A 17,217-nucleotide genomic window follows, 5' to 3' on the forward strand; every position below is an offset into this window, starting at 1 on the left:
AGGAGTAATTCATGTTGTGGAATGTTCTTCGTCAACAGCCGCGTGCGTCGCTGCTGGTGCTGGCTTTGGTGATGGCGAACTTACTGGCCTGGGGTTGGGCATGGCAAGCATTTGGTCATAACGGCGCGCTGATGGCCGCCAGCCTGCTGGCGTGGGGCTACGGTCTGCGCCATGCGGTCGATGCGGACCATATCGCGGCCATTGATAACGTCACCCGCAAAATGATGCAGCAGGGCAAACGTCCGTTTGGCGTCGGCGCCTGGTTCTCGCTGGGGCACTCCTCGATTGTGGTGTTAGCGTCAGTGGCGATTGCCGCGACGGCGACGGCCTTCCAGCATAAGATGGGCTGGTTCCACGACACCGGCAGCATTATTGGTACCGCCGTATCCGCCGTGTTCCTGCTGGCGATGGCGCTGGTGAACCTGGTGATTTTGCGCGGCGTGTGGCGCAGCTTCCAGGCGCTGAAGAAAGGGGAATCGGTTTCCGCTGACGCACCGATCTCCGGTGGGTTGATGAACGCGCTATTCAGCCGTACCTTCCGGCTGATTGGCAAAAGCTGGCATATGTACCTGGTCGGCTTCCTGTTTGGCCTGGGCTTTGATACAGCGACCGAAATTGGCGTACTGGGTATCTCTGCCGCCAGCGCCTCCAGCGGGATGTCGATGTGGTCGATTATGGTATTCCCGGCACTGTTTGCCAGCGGTATGGCGCTGGTGGATACGCTGGATAATATTCTGATGGTCGGCGCCTATGGTTGGGCCTTCAATAAGCCGCAGCGTAAGCTTTACTACAATATGACCATTACCGGTGCTTCTGTGGTGGTGGCTCTGTTTATTGGCGGGCTGGAAGCGCTGGGGCTGATTATGGATAAGTTCGGGCTGACCGGCGGCCTGTGGAATGACGTTGCCGTGCTGAGCGATAACCTCGGTAATGCGGGGTTTGTGGTGATTGGGCTGTTCGCTCTGTGCTGGCTGGTGTCGATGGTGAACTATCGCTGGCGTAATTATGACGCGCTGGTGGTGCGGTAGGCCGGATAAGGCGTTTACGCCGCTATCCGGCAAGCTGCTCGTGCTTAGCTGGCGAGCAGCTTCAACAACCCAAACGCTTCCTTCATTCTCTCTTCACTGACCACGAACGCTCGTAATTTTTGGTCGGCATCGTAGCCCTGCGCCAGCATACCGTCGGCGCGGGTTTCGATCTGCCAGTTCAAATCCTGACGGCGGGTTTCACCGGCCAGATGCAGCGGCAGATCCGGCGTTTTCACCTTCACCAACATGTTTGGCAGCTTCAGCTCCCCGGACTGACCGAGCAGGTTTTTCGCCAGGCACATGGCGCTCATTAAAATCGGCTGCAGGAATGGCATTACCGCGCCGTTAATCTCGGCGCAGTCGCCCAGCGCGTAGATATCCGGATTGCTGGTGCGCAGCGTACCGTCGACCTTCACGCCGCGGTTAATCTCCAGACCCGCCATGCGGGCCAGCGCCGTTTCCGGGCGCAGGCCGGCGGCGGCCACAACGGCATCGACTTCAATGTGGCGATCGCGATCGAAGCGGGCACGAATGCCGGTGGCGGTTTGTTCCAGCGACTGTAGCTGGGTTTTCAGCAGCAGATGGATCCCCATGTCGGTCAGGCGATGCTGCAGGCGGCTGCTGACTTCCGGCGGCATCAGCGACGCCAGAATGCTGGCTGAGCTGTCGACGACGGTAATGGCTTTACCGGCGCGGCAGAAATCCATCGCCAGCTCGCTGCCGATCAAACCGCCGCCAATAATCAGCACCCGTTGTGCATCGCGCAGGGTGCTCTGTGCGGCCCCGAACTCCTGCTGGCTGTTAAGGGTCAGCATCAGCTCTTTGCCCGGTACCGGCGGTACCATCGCCGAGGCGCCGGTGGCGAGGACCAGTTTATCGTACTGCCAGACCTGATTCTGGCTCTTCACCGTATGGGCCTCGGCATCAATTCCGGTCACCCAGGTCTGCGGAAACAGATTCAGGTTGTACTGCTCGGCAAACTCGCCGGCGGTTTGCAGCGTGAGGTCGGCGGCCGTTTGCCCCCGGCTGACCACGTGGCTCAGATCCGGTTTGTTGTACTCGTCGATGCTGTCGGCGGCGATGAGCGTCAGTCTGACGCTCGCATCCTGTTTACGGATGTTTTTCACCAGTTGGCGGGCGGCGAAGCCCGAGCCAACGATCACAATGCCATGAGTCATTTTGCCTCCGTTGCCAGTACGTCGAAGACGTCTTTGCCTAATGAACATTCCGGGCACAGGAAGTTATCCGGAACGTCGCTCCACGGGGTGCCAGGCTGGACGTCCTGATTCGGTTCGCCTTTGGCTGGGTCATAGATCCACTGACACACGCTGCACTGCATGCTTGGGCCGAGGTCGGCAGCAGCTGCTGCGGCACAGGCGCACGCTTCTTTTGCGCTGGTGGAAGCGGCGGTCATTTCCGGCAGCGGACCCAGCGCCCATTGCCGGGCGATTTCACGACCGTGCTGGCGGCACAGCTCCAGCGCATCCAGGTCCGGTCGCCATTTCGCCTTCAGGCTCAGCGACATCTCGAAACCGGCATCCTGCAAACGGGTGGACAGACGGTCGACCGCACCACCGCTCCAGCCGTGAGACCCAAAGGCGCTGGCGCGTTTGTTACGGAAGCGCAGACCGGTCATCTCTTCCACCAGGCCGGCAATTTTCGGCATCATCACGTTGTTCATGGTGGAGGTGCCGACCAGAACCCCTTTAGAACGGAAAACGTTGGTCAGAATTTCATTTTTATCACTGCGGGCGACGTTAAAGATTTTTACCGCCACGTTCGGGTCGACTTCGTTGATCCCTTGGGCAATCGCATCCGCCATCATGCGGGTGTTATTGGACATGGTGTCATAGAAGATGGTGATGCGGTCTTCCTGATAATCCGCCGCCCATTTCAGGTACAGCTCAACGATCTGCGTCGGGTTGTCGCGCCATACCACGCCGTGGGAGGTGGCAATCATATCGACCGGCAGGTTGAAGCCGAGGATCTCGGTGATTTTTGGCGTCACCAGACGGCTGAACGGCGTCAGGATATTGGCGTAGTAGCGCTGGCACTGTTCGAACAGCTCGGTCTGGTCAACTTCGTCGTTGAACAGGCGTTCGTCGCAGTAGTGCTGGCCGAAGGCGTCGTTACTGAACAGCACGGCGTCGCCGGTCATGTAGGTCATCATGCTGTCCGGCCAGTGCAGCATCGGGGTTTCGACGAAGATCAGCTGTTTACCGTTGCCGATGTCCAGGCTGTCACCGGTTTTGACCACGTTGAAGTTCCATTCCGGATGATGGTGGTGACCGTTGATGGAGTCAATGGCGTTGGCGGTGCAGTAAATGGGGGTGTCCGGGATTTGCGACATCAGCTCGGTCAGCGCACCGGCGTGGTCCTCTTCCGCGTGGTTAATAATGATGTAGTCGATATCGGCAAGGTCGATTTCGCTGCGCAGGTTCTGGACGAATTCACTGCTGAATTTATGGTCAACGGTATCGATCAGGACGTTTTTGCCTTCGCGAATCAGGTAGCTGTTGTAGCTGCTGCCGCGCAGCGTTTTGTATTCCGTCCCGTGGAAATCGCGCACTTCCCAGTCACGTTGGCCAACCCAATGAATGTTATTTTTAACCAGAATAGACATAGCAACCTCAATTAATTCAGCGTTTTTCAAAAAAGATGTATTGCTAATTGCAGGTTGCGTGCCAACTTTTTAATGCATTGATTTTTATAGTTTAATTTATTTATACCTCTTTTTTGTTAGTCAAAATGACTATGCATTATATTGTCAATATGACATGATGCATTGTCAAAATGACAGTGAGGTAGCGATGAGTTTCTCCGTTAACGTACTGGCCGGTATTGCCATCGAACTGCAGCGCGGTGTCGGCCATCAGGATCGCTTCCAGCGGCTGATTACCACGCTGCGCCAGGTGCTGGAGTGCGATGCATCGGCGCTGCTGCGCTATGAAGCGCGGCAGTTTATTCCTCTGGCCATTGATGGCCTGGCCAAAGATGTGCTGGGCAGGCGCTTTACGCTGGAGGGCCACCCGCGGTTAGAGGCGATTGCTCGTGCGGGGGACGTCGTGCGTTTCCCGGCGGACAGCTCGCTGCCCGATCCCTACGACGGGCTGATTCCCGGCCAGGAGAGCCTCAAAGTGCACGCCTGCGTTGGTCTGCCGCTATTTGCCGGGCAGAACCTGATTGGTGCGCTGACGCTCGACGGTATGTCACCGGATCAGTTCGACATCTTCAGCGATGAAGAGCTCAGGCTGATTGCTGCGCTGGCGGCCGGTGCGCTGAGTAACGCGCTGCTGATTGAACAGCTCGAAAGCCAGAACATGTTACCGGGTACGCCGGGCGATTTTGAGCAGGTAAAAGAGACGCAGATGATTGGCCTGTCGCCGGGCATGATGCAGCTCAAAAAAGAGATTGAGATTGTTGCTGCCTCTGATCTTAACGTGCTGATCAGCGGTGAGACCGGCACCGGGAAGGAGCTGGTAGCGAAAGCGATTCATGAAGGTTCACCGCGCGCGGTCGGTAAGTGTCAAGGTAGTTGGCACCCCCGGTTGATTTAGGCTGCCTGTTTTTCCCGTTCTGGATTCAGCATTACCTTGCCTACCGGATGCCAGTTTCGTGTTCTGCCAGACCAGCGTTCAGGCCGTTCCGCTTTTGCCTTTTTGTACACCTCATCCCGATTTTTCAGCAACACACCGTCTTCTCCACGATGTCGCTGACCCGGCGTCACATACCTGATGCCGCTATGTCTGTGCATTTCGTTATACCACTGAGCAAAAACCTCTATCCATTCACGCGCCTCCTCCAGCTTGCCGAACCCTGATGACGGCCACTGCGGGACATATTTCAGTGTCCGGAACAGCGACTCCACATACGCATTATCGTTACTCACTCCCGGCCGGCTGTGAGAGGGGGTTATCGCCAGCTCGTGTAGCTTCATTTGCAACGTCTGTGACTTCATCGCCGCGCCGTTGTCCGCATGCAGTACCGGCGGGTTTTGCCAGCATCCTTCCCGAAGGACCGTGCGTTGTATCAGGGCTGCCGCCTGCTCACCACTTTCAGTTTCATGCACTTCATATCCCACGATTTTTCGGCTGTAGAGGTCTTCCACCAGATACAGGTAAAACCAGCGCCCCTTTACGGTTGACGGAACCCATGTAATGTCCCATGTCCACACCTCATTCGGCCCGCTGGCCTGCCAACTCGTAGCCGGGGTGACTTTCTGCGCTGCCCGTTGCCGTCCCCGGCGATGCACCTCTCCATGACGACGCAGTACCCGGTAAAAGGTTGACTCGCTTGCCAGATAAATCCCCTTATCCGCCAACGCCGGTACGATTTGTGACGGGGGGAGGCTGGCGTAGTCTGGCTGATGGCACACTGCCAGTATCTGTTGCTCTTCTTGCTCACTTAACTGGTTCACCGGGGAGGGCCTGACCGTGCTGACACGCTTGTCTTCCCACGACGTTTGCCAGCGTCGCCACGTCCGTTCACTTAATCCCGCTTCCGTCAGCGCTATTGACAGCCGAGCTCCTGACGCCATCGCGTCCCGCACGTAACCGATAAGTGCCTGCCGCTCTGTTCCGGGCGTCAGTCGTCCTCGTCGGTTTCCCCGTAAAAATCCCGCAACTGCTTTCGCAGCACCAGTATCGCTGCCGCCTCCGCCAGCGCCTTTTCCTTACGAAGCAGTTCGCGTTTTAGTTGTTTAACTTCTTTCTGGCTTTGTTTGAGCGCCGCTTTGTCAGTGGGCGAAGACACCTGCAAAAAGCCTTGTTTCCACTGACTAATCTGTTCCAGGTAAAGCCCTTTTTTACGGCAGTATTGCGCGAGTTCTGTTTCGCTGAGTGTAGCTGTTTCGATAATCACAGCCAGCCGGGCTTCGGCTGACCATTGGTCTGTAGTTTTGTTTGCACCCGGCACCGGTATTCCCTCTGCTTTCGCCTTGTTACGCCAGTAATAAAGGGTAGCTTCCGATATCCCTTCCATCTGCGCAACTGCGGTGACGGTCATGTTGTAAGGCGGTAGTAATTTAGCCAGTGCAGCCGATTTACGTTCTGGTGAAATTCGTTTCACGATCTGTTCCCATCTTGTCATTAGTATTTTCGATGGGGGTGACAACTATCCTGACAGAGGGGGCGGTCAGCCCACTGGTGTACCTTAACTGCGCCGCGCTGCCGGAGAGCGTGGCCGAAAGCGAGCTGTTTGGCCATGTGAAAGGCGCGTTTACCGGCGCCATCAGCAACCGCAGCGGCAAGTTTGAAATGGCCGATAACGGCACGCTGTTTTTAGATGAAATTGGCGAGCTGTCGCTGGCGCTACAGGCCAAGCTGCTGCGCGTGTTGCAGTATGGCGATATTCAACGAGTGGGCGATGACCGAAGCCTGCGGGTTGACGTGCGCGTGCTGGCGGCGACCAACCGCGATCTGCGTGAAGAAGTGCTGGCCGGTCACTTCCGCGCCGACCTGTTCCATCGTTTGAGCGTGTTTCCGCTTTCCGTACCGCCGCTGCGCGAGCGTGGCGACGATGTGCTGCTGCTGGCGGGCTATTTTTGCGAACAGTGCCGATTGCGGCTGGGCCTTTCCCGCGTAGTGTTGAGCGACGGAGCGCGTGCGCATCTGCAAAACTATGGTTGGCCAGGAAACGTACGCGAGCTGGAACATGCGGTACATCGCGCGGTGGTGCTGGCGCGGGCGACCCGCAGCAGCGGTGAAGTGGTGCTGGAGGCGCCGCATTTTGCCTTACAGGAAGGCGCGCATACGGCGGTTGTTGAAACAATGCCGGTTGCGCCAACGGTGCAAAACCTGCGCGATGCGACCGAGCATTTTCAGCGGCAGATGATTCGCCAGGCGCTGTCGGCGCATCAGAATAACTGGGCGGCCAGCGCCAGAGCGCTGGAGACAGACGTCGCCAACCTGCATCGGCTGGCGAAGCGTCTGGGCCTGAAGGATTAAAGGATCCCGGCCTGATAGAAGTTTTGCAGGTTAATCGCGCCGACCAGACGGTGTTCTTCATCCACCACCGGGGCGGCGCTGATTTTCAGTTTCATCAGCTTTTCTTTGGCGTCGATCGCGCGCGCCTGGTCGTGAATCGTTACGCCGCCTTTGGTCATCGCCTCGTTGACGCTATCGGCCAGTGAACCGCCGCCCACCAGCCAGCGGCGCAGGTCGCCGTCGGTAAACACGCCGTGAACCTGCAAAACATCATCGCACACCGCCACCATCCCCATACCGGTGCGGCTCAGTTCAAGCATGGCGTCCATCACGCTGGCATGCACGTTGACCTGGGGAATATCAGCCTCTTTGCGCATCAGGTGGTGCACGCGATTAAGCAGACGCGCGCCGAGCGCGCCGGCCGGATGCGAGCGGGCAAAATCTTCTTCACTAAAGCCGCGCGCCTGCATAACGGCAATCGCCAGCGCATCGCCCATCATCAGGGTGTTGACGGTGCTGGACGTCGGCGCCAGGTGCATTGGACAGGCTTCGCGTTCGACGGAGATATCCAGCACCGCGTCGGCGGCCAGCGCCAGCGGTGAATTGGCTTTGCCGGTCATCGCCAGCAGCGTAACTGCTTTCTCTTTGAGGCGCGGAATAATGTAGTCGAGTTCTTTGGCGCTGCCGGAGTAGGAGATAAACAGCATGACGTCGCGGCTTTCAACCATACCCAGGTCGCCGTGCAGTGCTTCTGCAGGGTGGACGAAGAAAGCCGGGGTGCCGGTGCTGGCAAAGGTGGCGGCCAGCTTTTTGCCAATATGGCCGGATTTGCCCATTCCGGAAACGATCAGTTTGCCCTGGCAGCCGAGAATGGCTTTTGCCGCCTGAACAAAGGTATCGTCGAGGCGATCGGGCAGGCGGCTGGCTTCCTGTAGTTCCAGTAACAGGGCCTTACGCCCGGCGTCTAACAAAAAATCACTCATGACTTTCTCCGATAATTAGCGCGTACACGGTCCGTTTTGCGCGGCGATGATAAAACATTCCGGCCGTTGAGATCATCGATTGCATCATGATTGTTCGACGGCGGCGATTTTTTTCCCCGCCGGATGCGAAGGCGCTTCCTTGCAGCGCGGCGGATGCTTTACCATATTTAACTCTTGCTGATATTGTTAAATGGAAGTCCCATGTTGAAGCGTCGCGTTCTGGCTTTACTCCCCCTGTGTGTCCTGCTCGCTGCCTGTAGCAGCAAACCGAAAACGGCTGAATCACCGGCACAAACCTCCGGCGGTTTCCTTCTTGAACCCCAGCATAATGCCATGATGCCGAGCGGCGACTTTGCCAATAATCCGGCGGCGGAGCAGTTCATCGACAAGATGGTGAGCAAGCACGGCTTTGACCGACAGCAGCTGCACGAAATTCTCTCTCAGGCGAAACGTCTGGACTATGTTCTGCGCCTGATGGACCGACAGGCGCCGACCGGTCTGCCGCCGACCGGGCCGAACGGTGCGTGGCTGCGCTATCGCAAACAGTTTATTACCCCGGATAACGTGCAGAACGGCGTGGCGTTCTGGAACCAGTATCAAGGCGCGTTACAGCGCGCGCAGCAGGTGTACGGCGTGCCGCCTGAGATCATCGTCGGTATTATTGGCGTTGAAACCCGCTGGGGCCGTGTAATGGGTAAAACCCGCATTCTTGATGCGCTGGCGACGCTCTCCTTCAACTACCCGCGCCGCGCGGCGTACTTCTCCGGCGAGCTGGAAACCTTCCTGCTGATGGCGCGTGATGAACAAGACGATCCGCTGGATCTGAAAGGCTCGTTCGCCGGTGCGATGGGCTACGGACAGTTTATGCCGTCGTCCTATAAGGAGTTCGCCGTCGACTTCAACGGTGACGGCCATATCAACCTGTGGGACCCTGAAGATGCCATCGGTAGCGTGGCAAACTACTTCAAGCAGCATGGCTGGGTGAGCGGCGATGCGGTGGCCGTACAGGCGATGGGTCAGGCGCCGGGCCTGGACAACGGCTTTAAAACCAAATACAGCGTATCGCAGCTGGCGGCGGCTGGCCTGACGCCGATGCAGCCTTTAGGTAACCACCAGCAGGCCAGCCTGCTGCGGTTGGATATCGGTACTGGCTATCAGTACTGGTACGGCTTACCGAACTTCTACACCATCACGCGCTATAACCACAGCACCCACTACGCTATGGCGGTGTGGCAGCTAGGCCTGGCGGTGTCTCAGGCTCGCGCGCAGTAATCTTTCCTCTCCTGCACCTCTCCGTCCGGAGAGGTGTCAGTTACATCTTGCATCATTTCCAGCCGTTTACATCGTAGCGCTCATTCTATATTGTTATGTTATAACATTAAATTATGAGGCGAAGATTTTGACTCCTGTTTTTATGGCTTCCGCCGGCGCGCGGCTTTGGCTGGCGGGGATGCTGCTGGCTGCGCTGTGGCTGGCGGTATGGTGGGCGGTCGCGCTGCCATGATTGAACTCGATAACCTCGTTGTCGGCTATGAAGGGCGGGCGATTACGCCTGCTCTCAGCGGCATGATTCACAAGGGCAGCATGACGGCCATTGTCGGTCTGAACGGCTGCGGCAAATCTACCCTGTTAAAAACGCTGGCCGGATTTATTCCGCCGGTCAGCGGCGTTATGCGCTGGACGCCGTCGCGGCCAACGATCGGCTGGCTGGCGCAGCGTCACGCGCTGGAGTCGCAGTTCCCGCTGACGGTGATTGATGTCGTCAGCCAGGGAGCCTGGCCGCGGATTTCGCTGCTGCGCGGAATTGGCCGCGACGTACGGCGCCGCATCCAGGCCGCGCTGGCGCGGGTTGGGCTGGCGGCCATGGCCACCGCACCGATTGAGTCCCTCTCCGGCGGTCAGTTTCAGCGCATGCTGTTCGCCCGCGTACTGGTGCAACGCGCGCCGCTGGTCATGCTGGACGAGCCGTTTACCGGCATTGATGAAGCGACCACGTTTGATTTGATGGGGGTGATTGAGGAAATGCATCAGCAGGGGCAGACCGTGCTGGCGGTGCTGCACGATAACCAGCGGGTGGCTGATTACTTTCCGCAAACGCTGCTGCTGGCGGAAAACAACGCCTGCTGGGGGCATACCCATGATGTATTGCCCGCGTTTGAATCGTTGAGGCGCGCATGATCTGGCATACCTTTTTTCAACCCTTTATTGAGTTTGGCTTTATGCGCCGTGCGCTGGTGGTCTGCCTGGCGCTGTCGTTGAGTACCACCGTGCTCGGCGTTTTTCTGCTGCTAAGGCGCATGAGCTTAATGGGCGATGCGCTGTCGCATGCCATTCTGCCGGGCGTGGCGGTGGGGTATTTGGTGAACGGCATGTCGCTGCTGGCGATGACCGTCGGCGGTTTTATCGCCGGAATAGCGGTGGCGCTGATTGCCGGCTGGGCGAGCCGCCGAACGCCGTTAAAGGAGGACGCCAGTTTTGCCGGGTTCTATCTTGGCTCGCTGGCGCTGGGCGTCACGCTGGTCTCGCTGCGCGGTTCTAACGTCGACCTGCTGCACCTGCTTTTTGGCTCAATACTGGCGGTGGACAGCAACGCGGCTCTGTTTGTGGCGGGCGTTGCCAGCCTGACGCTTATCTGTATCGCGCTGTTTTATCGTGGGCTGGTGAGCGAAGCCTTTGACAGCGCCTGGCTACAGGTCAATGCACGCTGGCTGCCGATTGTGCTTCATGGGCTGTTCCTGGCGCTGCTGGTGCTTAACCTGGTCGCCGGTTTTCAGGTGCTCGGTACGCTGATGGCCGTGGGCGTGATGATGCTGCCTGCCGTGGCTGCACGCTGTTGGGCGCAAACGCTGCCGGGGATTTTACTGCTGGCGGCGCTGATGGGCAGCGTCTGTGCGTGGATGGGATTGAGCCTGTCGTGGGCGGCTAATCTCCCCGCTGGACCGTCGATTGTGCTGACCGCCAGCGGCGTTTTTTTGGTTTCGGTATTTTTTGGCAAGCGTAGTCGGCTGACCGTCAGCTGGCGAAATTGAAGACGATAAGGGGAAAACATGAAGCGTATTGGGGTGATTCTGGCGCTGGCGCTCGGGCTAACGGCGCAGGGGGTAATGGCGAAAACGCTGAACGTGGTCAGCAGTTTTTCCGTACTGGGGGATATGGTGCAGCAAATTGGCGGCGAGCACGTACATGTCGACACGCTGGTTGGTCCGGACGGCGACCCGCATACCTTTGAGCCGTCGCCGAAAGACAGCGCGCTGCTCAGCAAGGCGGATGTGGTGGTGGTGAACGGGCTGGGGCTCGAGGGGTGGATCGACCGGTTAATTAAAGCCTCTGGCTTTAAAGGGGAGCTGGTGGTTGCATCAACCGGCGTGAAGACGCACACGCTGGATGAGGATGGAAAAATAGTGACCGACCCGCATGCCTGGAACAGCGCGGCTAACGGCGCGCTGTATGCGCAAAACATCATGAACGGGTTGATCAAGGCCGACCCCCAGGATAGCGCGGCGTTAAAAGCCTCCGGCGAGCGTTATATCGGGCAACTGAACGAAGTGCATGATTGGGCGAAAAAACAGTTCGACGGCATTCCGCAGGCGAAACGTAAAGTCTTAACCAGCCACGATGCCTTCGGTTATTTCTCCCGCGCCTACGGCGTGACCTTCCTGGCTCCGCAGGGGCTGTCGTCGGAAAGCGAGGCCAGTGCGGCGCAGGTTGCGGCGCTGATTAAGCAGATTCAGGCCGACGGCGTGCACACCTGGTTTATGGAAAACCAGCTCGATCCGCGTCTGGTGCAACAGATTGCCACGGCCACGGGGTCGCAGCCGGGTGGCGAACTTTATCCCGAAGCGCTGTCAAAGCCCGGCGGCGTGGCAGACAGCTACGTGAAAATGTTGCGTCATAATGTCCAGTTGATTGCCGCCAGCATGCGCTAAATTTCTCGCCGTTTCGCCCCGACGTCGTCGGGGCGATGCAATTTCGGAATGCCCCTCGTAAAATCGCCACCCCATCCCCATATCTGTGCTGAAAGTGCTATCTTTGATGGCCTCTTTATCCGGCTTAAGCGGAGCGACAATGACAGATTCAGAATTACTGCAGCTGAGTGAGCAGGTCGGCCTGGCGCTGAAAGCGCGCGGCGCGACGATGACCACCGCCGAGTCCTGCACCGGCGGCTGGATTGCCAAAACCATCACCGACGTAGCGGGCAGTTCTGCATGGTTTGAACGCGGTTTTGTCACCTACAGCAATGAGGCTAAATCGCAGATGATCGGCGTGCGGGAAGTGACGCTGGAACAGAACGGTGCGGTTAGCGAGCCCGTGGTCGTCGAAATGGCAATTGGCGCGCTGCGCGCGGCACGAGCAGACTTTGCGGTCTCGGTTAGCGGCATTGCCGGGCCGGACGGCGGCAGCGCGGAAAAACCGGTAGGCACCGTGTGGTTTGGCGTTGCCAGCGCCAGCGGGCAGGGGGTGACCCAGTGTGAATGTTTCTCCGGCGACCGTGAATCAGTGCGCCGACAGGCGACGGCTTTCGCGCTAAAACTCCTCTGGCAACAATTTCTACAAAATACTTGATACTGTATGACCATACAGTATAATTGCCTCAACAGAACAGAATTCACTATCCGGTTTCATCCGGTATGACAGGAGTAATAATGGCTATCGACGAAAACAAACAGAAAGCGTTGGCGGCAGCGCTGGGCCAGATCGAAAAGCAATTCGGTAAAGGCTCCATCATGCGTCTGGGTGAAGACCGTACCATGGATGTGGAAACCATCTCCACCGGTTCGCTGTCACTGGATATCGCGCTGGGCGCAGGCGGTCTGCCAATGGGCCGTATCGTCGAAATCTACGGTCCTGAATCCTCCGGTAAAACGACCCTGACGCTGCAGGTTATCGCCGCAGCTCAGCGTGAAGGTAAAACCTGTGCGTTCATCGATGCTGAACACGCGCTGGACCCGGTTTATGCGCGCAAGCTGGGCGTCGATATCGACAACCTGCTGTGCTCCCAGCCGGATACCGGCGAACAGGCGCTGGAAATCTGTGACGCGCTGGCACGTTCCGGTGCAGTAGACGTTATCGTGGTCGACTCCGTCGCGGCGCTGACGCCGAAAGCGGAAATCGAAGGCGAAATCGGCGACTCTCACATGGGCCTCGCGGCACGTATGATGAGCCAGGCGATGCGTAAGCTGGCGGGTAACCTGAAGCAGTCCAACACCCTGCTTATCTTCATCAACCAGATCCGTATGAAAATCGGCGTGATGTTCGGTAACCCGGAAACCACGACCGGCGGTAATGCGCTGAAGTTCTACGCCTCCGTTCGTCTGGACATCCGTCGTATCGGCGCGGTGAAAGAGGGCGACAACGTTGTCGGCAGCGAAACCCGCGTGAAGGTTGTGAAGAACAAAATTGCGGCGCCGTTCAAACAGGCTGAATTCCAGATCCTCTATGGCGAAGGCATCAACTTCTTCGGCGAACTGGTCGATCTCGGCGTGAAAGAGAAGCTGATTGAAAAAGCAGGTGCCTGGTATAGCTACAACGGCGATAAAATCGGTCAGGGCAAAGCGAACGCGATCTCCTGGCTGAAAGAAAACCCGGCTGCGGCGAAAGAAATTGAGCAGAAGGTACGCGAACTGCTGCTCAATAACCAGGACGATAAACCTGACTTCGTTGTTGATAACAACAACGTTGAAGAAACCAACGAAGACTTCTGATAACCTCAGAACGAAGACGAAGGGCTGCTGATGCAGCCCTTTTTGCATTTATCACAATGGCAGAAAAACGATGACCGAAAACTCACCGCGCCGCTCCGCCTATGCCCGTCTGCTGGACCGCGCAATCCGCATTCTGGCGATGCGTGACCACAGTGAGCAGGAGCTGCGGCGCAAGCTGACCGCTCCGGTGATGACCAAAAATGGCCCGGAAGCCGTTGACGCGCCGCCGGAAGATGTTGAAAAGGTGATTGCCTGGTGCTTTGAAAACCGCTATCTGGACGATCTCCGGTTTGTGCGGCAGTTTCTCGCCAGCCGTAGCCGTAAAGGCTATGGCCCGGCGCGCATTCGCCAGGAGCTGGGGCAAAAAGGGATAAACCGTCACGATATCGAACAGGCGATGCGGGAATGCGAGATCGACTGGGGGATGCTTGCGCGCGAACAGGCGCAGCGAAAATACGGCGATCCGTTGCCGACGCTGTTTGCCGAGAAGGTTAAAATCCAGCGTTTTTTGCTCTACCGCGGCTACCTTATGGAAGATATCCAGGAAATATGGCGAAATTTTGCTGATTGACCGCACTCGGGATTTTACTTCCCTTTAAAGAAAACTTATCTTATTCCCACTTTTTCCGTTTGGATGCGGGTTGCTTTTACGGCGGCCCGCGTCTGCGACGAATATTCCTTAAATACACGAAATCATTCAAGCCGCATCAAGGCGGCAAGTGAGTGAATCCCCAGGAGCGTACATAAGTACGTGACTGGGGTGATCGAGCGCAGCCAACGAAGAGGCGGTTTGAAGGATGAAGTGTAGCTTGATTTCAGGATAATTATGAGCAAGAGCACCGCTGAGATCCGTCAGGCGTTTCTCGACTTTTTCCATAGTAAAGGCCATCAGGTAGTTGCCAGCAGCTCCCTTGTGCCGAATAACGACCCCACTCTGTTGTTTACCAACGCCGGGATGAACCAGTTCAAGGACGTGTTCCTCGGTCTCGACAAACGTAATTATTCGCGCGCGACCACCGCGCAGCGTTGCGTGCGTGCGGGCGGTAAACATAATGACCTGGAAAACGTCGGCTACACCGCACGTCACCACACCTTCTTCGAAATGCTGGGTAACTTCAGCTTCGGCGACTACTTCAAACACGATGCTATCCAGTACGCCTGGGAGCTGCTGACCGGTGAAAACTGGTTTGCGCTGCCGAAAGAGCGCCTGTGGGTTACCGTGTATGAGAGCGATGACGAAGCTTACGAAATCTGGGAAAAAGAAGTCGGTATTCCGCGTGAGCGCATTATTCGCATCGGCGACAACAAAGGCGCGCCGTATGCATCCGATAACTTCTGGCAGATGGGTGACACCGGTCCTTGCGGTCCGTGCACCGAGATTTTCTACGACCACGGTGACCACATCTGGGGTGGGCCTCCGGGATCCGCAGAAGAAGACGGCGACCGCTATATCGAAATCTGGAACATCGTCTTCATGCAGTTCAACCGTCAGGCTGACGGCACCATGGAACCGCTGCCGAAGCCGTCCGTGGACACCGGTATGGGTCTGGAGCGTATAACTGCCGTTCTGCAGCACGTGAACTCCAACTACGAAATCGACCTGTTCCGCACCTTGATTGATGCCGTGGCTAAAGTCACTGGCGCAACCGACCTGAGCAACAAGTCGCTGCGCGTCATCGCGGACCACATTCGTTCCTGTGCGTTCCTGATTGCCGATGGCGTGATGCCGTCCAACGAAAGCCGTGGCTATGTGCTGCGTCGTATCATTCGTCGCGCAATCCGCCACGGCAACATGCTGGGCGCGAAAGACACCTTCTTCTACAAGCTGGTTGGCCCGCTGGTGGACGTGATGGGTGCCGCAGGCGAAGAGCTGAAACGCCAGCAGGCGCAGGTTGAACAGGTTCTGAAAACCGAAGAAGAGCAGTTTGCTCGTACGCTGGAGCGCGGCCTGGCCTTGCTCGACGAAGAGCTGGCGAAGCTGACCGGCGATACGCTGGATGGCGAAACCGCTTTCCGCCTGTACGACACCTACGGTTTCCCGGTTGACCTGACGGCGGACGTTTGCCGTGAACGTAACATCAAGGTTGACGAAGCTGGCTTTGAAGCCGCAATGGAAGAACAGCGCCGTCGTGCGCGTGAATCCAGCGGTTTTGGCGCGGATTACAACGCCATGATCCGCGTTGACGGCGCATCTGAGTTTAAAGGCTACGACCATCTGGAACTGAACGGTAAAGTCACCGCCCTGTTCGTTGACGGTAAAGCGGTAGAGTCTATTGCTGCGGGCCAGGAAGCCGTTGTCGTTCTGGACCAGACTCCGTTCTATGCGGAATCCGGCGGCCAGGTTGGCGACAAGGGTGAGCTGAAAGGCGCGGGCTTTAGCTTCGCCGTTAGCGATACCCAGAAATACGGTCAGGCTATTGGCCATCTTGGCAAGCTGGCGACCGGCGCGCTGAAAGTAGGCGATGCCGTGCAGGCTGACGTGGATGACGCACGTCGTGCTCGCATCCGTCTGAACCACTCCGCTACGCACCTGATGCACGCGGCGCTGCGTCAGGTTCTGGGCACGCATGTGGCGCAGAAAGGCTCGTTGGTTAACGATAAAGTGCTGCGTTTCGACTTCTCCCACTTTGAAGCCATGAAGCCGGAAGAGATCCGCGCGGTTGAAGATCTGGTCAATGCCCAGATTCGTCGCAACCTGCCGATCGAAACCAACATCATGGATCTGGATGCGGCGAAAGCGAAGGGCGCAATGGCGCTGTTTGGCGAGAAATATGACGACCACGTGCGTGTATTGAGCATGGGCGACTTCTCTACCGAACTGTGTGGAGGTACCCACGCTTCTCGTACCGGTGATATCGGTCTGTTCCGCATTGTGTCGGAATCTGGCACAGCGGCAGGCGTGCGTCGTATTGAAGCCGTTACCGGTGAGGGTGCAATAGCCTCTCTGCATGCTGAAAGCGATCGCTTAAACGACATTGCTCAGCTGTTGAAAGGTGATAGCCACAACCTGACGGAGAAAGTACGTACCGTTATCGAACGTACCCGCCAGCTGGAAAAAGAGCTGCAGCAGCTGAAAGAGCAGGCCGCAGCCCAGGAAAGCGCGAATCTTTCCAGCAAAGCTGAGACGATTAACGGCGTTAATCTGCTGGTGAGCGAACTTGCCGGCGTTGAGCCGAAAATGCTGCGTACCATGGTCGACGATCTGAAGAACCAGCTGGGTTCGGCGGTTATCGTGCTGGCGACGGTTGCAGAAGGTAAGGTTTCTCTGATTGCGGGCGTGTCTAAGGACGTGACCGACCGTGTGAAAGCAGGGGAACTGATTGGTATGGTCGCTCAGCAGGTGGGCGGCAAAGGGGGCGGTCGTCCGGATATGGCGCAAGCTGGCGGTACCGACGCTGCGGCTCTCCCGGCTGCACTGGCCAGCGTGAAGGGCTGGGTAAGCGCTAAACTGTAATAACAATAAACGCATGCAGACGCCTAACGTTATCTGTTCAGGCGTCTTGCATATGCGGTACTGATAACGATAAAGTCAGGTTGAAGTCATGTAAATCGGCTAGACTTACATTTAACAGAATGTGAT

General features: G+C 57.4%; 13 protein-coding genes and 2 pseudogenes. 11 read left to right on the forward strand and 4 right to left on the reverse strand.

Annotated elements, in window-relative coordinates:
- Nucleotides 1-11 precede the first annotated feature (11 nt).
- Entirely contained in the window at nt 12-1,028 is a 1,017-nt protein-coding gene (locus tag H7R56_RS05700) for a HoxN/HupN/NixA family nickel/cobalt transporter (RefSeq protein WP_106928285.1), read from the forward strand.
- 44 nt (nt 1,029-1,072) lie between these two features.
- Here H7R56_RS05700 and norW read toward each other — a convergent pair whose 3' ends face one another.
- Together norW and norV are read right to left on the reverse strand one after the other, a co-directional pair.
- The gene (gene norW / locus H7R56_RS05705) at nt 1,073-2,206 is read right to left on the reverse strand and encodes an NADH:flavorubredoxin reductase NorW (protein ID WP_106928287.1); all 1,134 of its coding nucleotides are present in this window, start codon (nt 2,204-2,206) and stop codon (nt 1,073-1,075) included.
- The gene (gene norV, locus H7R56_RS05710; protein WP_182928545.1) at nt 2,203-3,651 is read right to left on the reverse strand and encodes an anaerobic nitric oxide reductase flavorubredoxin; all 1,449 of its coding nucleotides are present in this window, start codon (nt 3,649-3,651) and stop codon (nt 2,203-2,205) included. Before norV ends, norW begins: the two co-directional genes overlap by 4 nt.
- Nucleotides 3,652-3,838: 187 nt before the next feature.
- Here norV and H7R56_RS05715 point away from each other — a divergent pair.
- A pseudogene (locus H7R56_RS05715) lies at nt 3,839-4,546 on the forward strand (GAF domain-containing protein); the annotation flags it as partial.
- A 35-nt stretch (nt 4,547-4,581) separates the two neighbouring features.
- On the opposite strand, the gene H7R56_RS05720 reads toward H7R56_RS05715, so the two are convergent.
- Nucleotides 4,582-6,095 (reverse strand): IS3 family transposase gene (locus tag H7R56_RS05720; protein WP_370673415.1). Its coding sequence is split into 2 segments (ribosomal slippage): nt 4,582-5,645 and nt 5,645-6,095, totalling 1,515 coding nucleotides; the frame shifts between segments, so codons are not numbered across the junction.
- Between the two features lie 62 nt (nt 6,096-6,157).
- Here H7R56_RS05720 and H7R56_RS05725 point away from each other — a divergent pair.
- Nucleotides 6,158-6,973: pseudogene (locus H7R56_RS05725) on the forward strand (sigma 54-interacting transcriptional regulator); the annotation flags it as partial.
- Here H7R56_RS05725 and gutQ read toward each other — a convergent pair.
- The gene (gene gutQ, locus H7R56_RS05730; RefSeq protein ID WP_106928293.1) at nt 6,970-7,935 is read right to left on the reverse strand and encodes an arabinose-5-phosphate isomerase GutQ; all 966 of its coding nucleotides are present in this window, start codon (nt 7,933-7,935) and stop codon (nt 6,970-6,972) included. The pseudogene H7R56_RS05725 and the gene gutQ overlap by 4 nt on opposite strands.
- Before the next feature lie 201 nt (nt 7,936-8,136).
- On the opposite strand from gutQ, the gene mltB reads away from it, so the two are divergent.
- The 8 genes from mltB (at nt 8,137) to alaS (ending at nt 17,091) form a co-directional block, all read left to right on the forward strand.
- Nucleotides 8,137-9,207: a lytic murein transglycosylase B gene (gene mltB / locus H7R56_RS05735; RefSeq protein ID WP_106928295.1), complete on the forward strand. Its 1,071-nt coding sequence runs from the start codon at nt 8,137-8,139 to the stop codon at nt 9,205-9,207.
- Between the two features lie 207 nt (nt 9,208-9,414).
- Complete coding sequence (locus H7R56_RS05740; RefSeq protein WP_374956745.1) at nt 9,415-10,113, forward strand: metal ABC transporter ATP-binding protein; 699 nt, start codon at nt 9,415-9,417, stop codon at nt 10,111-10,113.
- Nucleotides 10,110-10,964 carry a metal ABC transporter permease gene (locus H7R56_RS05745; RefSeq protein ID WP_106928299.1) on the forward strand — a complete coding sequence of 285 codons (855 nt, stop codon included), beginning with the start codon at nt 10,110-10,112 and terminating at the stop codon, nt 10,962-10,964. The genes H7R56_RS05740 and H7R56_RS05745 overlap by 4 nt, the downstream gene beginning before the upstream one ends.
- Before the next feature lie 18 nt (nt 10,965-10,982).
- Nucleotides 10,983-11,861: a metal ABC transporter substrate-binding protein gene (locus tag H7R56_RS05750; protein WP_106928301.1), complete on the forward strand. Its 879-nt coding sequence runs from the start codon at nt 10,983-10,985 to the stop codon at nt 11,859-11,861.
- A gap of 139 nt (nt 11,862-12,000) precedes the next feature.
- Complete coding sequence (gene pncC / locus H7R56_RS05755) at nt 12,001-12,498, forward strand: nicotinamide-nucleotide amidase (protein WP_106928303.1); 498 nt, start codon at nt 12,001-12,003, stop codon at nt 12,496-12,498.
- Nucleotides 12,499-12,578: 80 nt separating this feature from the next.
- Entirely contained in the window at nt 12,579-13,637 is a 1,059-nt protein-coding gene (gene recA, locus H7R56_RS05760) for a recombinase RecA (protein WP_106928305.1), read from the forward strand.
- 70 nt (nt 13,638-13,707) lie between these two features.
- Nucleotides 13,708-14,208, forward strand: coding sequence for a recombination regulator RecX (gene recX, locus H7R56_RS05765; RefSeq protein WP_106928307.1), 501 nt, complete (start codon nt 13,708-13,710; stop codon nt 14,206-14,208).
- Nucleotides 14,209-14,463: 255 nt separating this feature from the next.
- Nucleotides 14,464-17,091, forward strand: coding sequence for an alanine--tRNA ligase (gene alaS / locus H7R56_RS05770; protein WP_106928309.1), 2,628 nt, complete (start codon nt 14,464-14,466; stop codon nt 17,089-17,091).
- Nucleotides 17,092-17,217 lie beyond the last annotated feature (126 nt).

Source organism: Klebsiella sp. WP3-W18-ESBL-02 (genome assembly GCF_014168815.1).
GTDB classification, from domain to species: domain Bacteria; phylum Pseudomonadota; class Gammaproteobacteria; order Enterobacterales; family Enterobacteriaceae; genus Kluyvera; species Kluyvera ascorbata_B.

Excerpts from the sequence above, each read along its gene's own strand:
- recX (WP_106928307.1), top strand. The coding sequence starts at position 13,708 with ATGACCGAAAACTCACCGCGCCGCTCCGCCTATGCCCGTCTGCTGGAC.
- pncC (WP_106928303.1), top strand. The coding sequence starts at position 12,001 with ATGACAGATTCAGAATTACTGCAGCTGAGTGAGCAGGTCGGCCTGGCG.
- recA (WP_106928305.1), top strand. The coding sequence starts at position 12,579 with ATGGCTATCGACGAAAACAAACAGAAAGCGTTGGCGGCAGCGCTGGGC.
- H7R56_RS05740 (WP_374956745.1), top strand. The coding sequence starts at position 9,415 with ATGGTGGGCGGTCGCGCTGCCATGATTGAACTCGATAACCTCGTTGTC.
- norV (WP_182928545.1), bottom strand. The coding sequence starts at position 3,651 with ATGTCTATTCTGGTTAAAAATAACATTCATTGGGTTGGCCAACGTGAC.
- H7R56_RS05700 (WP_106928285.1), top strand. The coding sequence starts at position 12 with ATGTTGTGGAATGTTCTTCGTCAACAGCCGCGTGCGTCGCTGCTGGTG.
- mltB (WP_106928295.1), top strand. The coding sequence starts at position 8,137 with ATGTTGAAGCGTCGCGTTCTGGCTTTACTCCCCCTGTGTGTCCTGCTC.
- H7R56_RS05750 (WP_106928301.1), top strand. The coding sequence starts at position 10,983 with ATGAAGCGTATTGGGGTGATTCTGGCGCTGGCGCTCGGGCTAACGGCG.
- H7R56_RS05745 (WP_106928299.1), top strand. The coding sequence starts at position 10,110 with ATGATCTGGCATACCTTTTTTCAACCCTTTATTGAGTTTGGCTTTATG.
- alaS (WP_106928309.1), top strand. The coding sequence starts at position 14,464 with ATGAGCAAGAGCACCGCTGAGATCCGTCAGGCGTTTCTCGACTTTTTC.
- norW (WP_106928287.1), bottom strand. The coding sequence starts at position 2,206 with ATGACTCATGGCATTGTGATCGTTGGCTCGGGCTTCGCCGCCCGCCAA.
- gutQ (WP_106928293.1), bottom strand. The coding sequence starts at position 7,935 with ATGAGTGATTTTTTGTTAGACGCCGGGCGTAAGGCCCTGTTACTGGAA.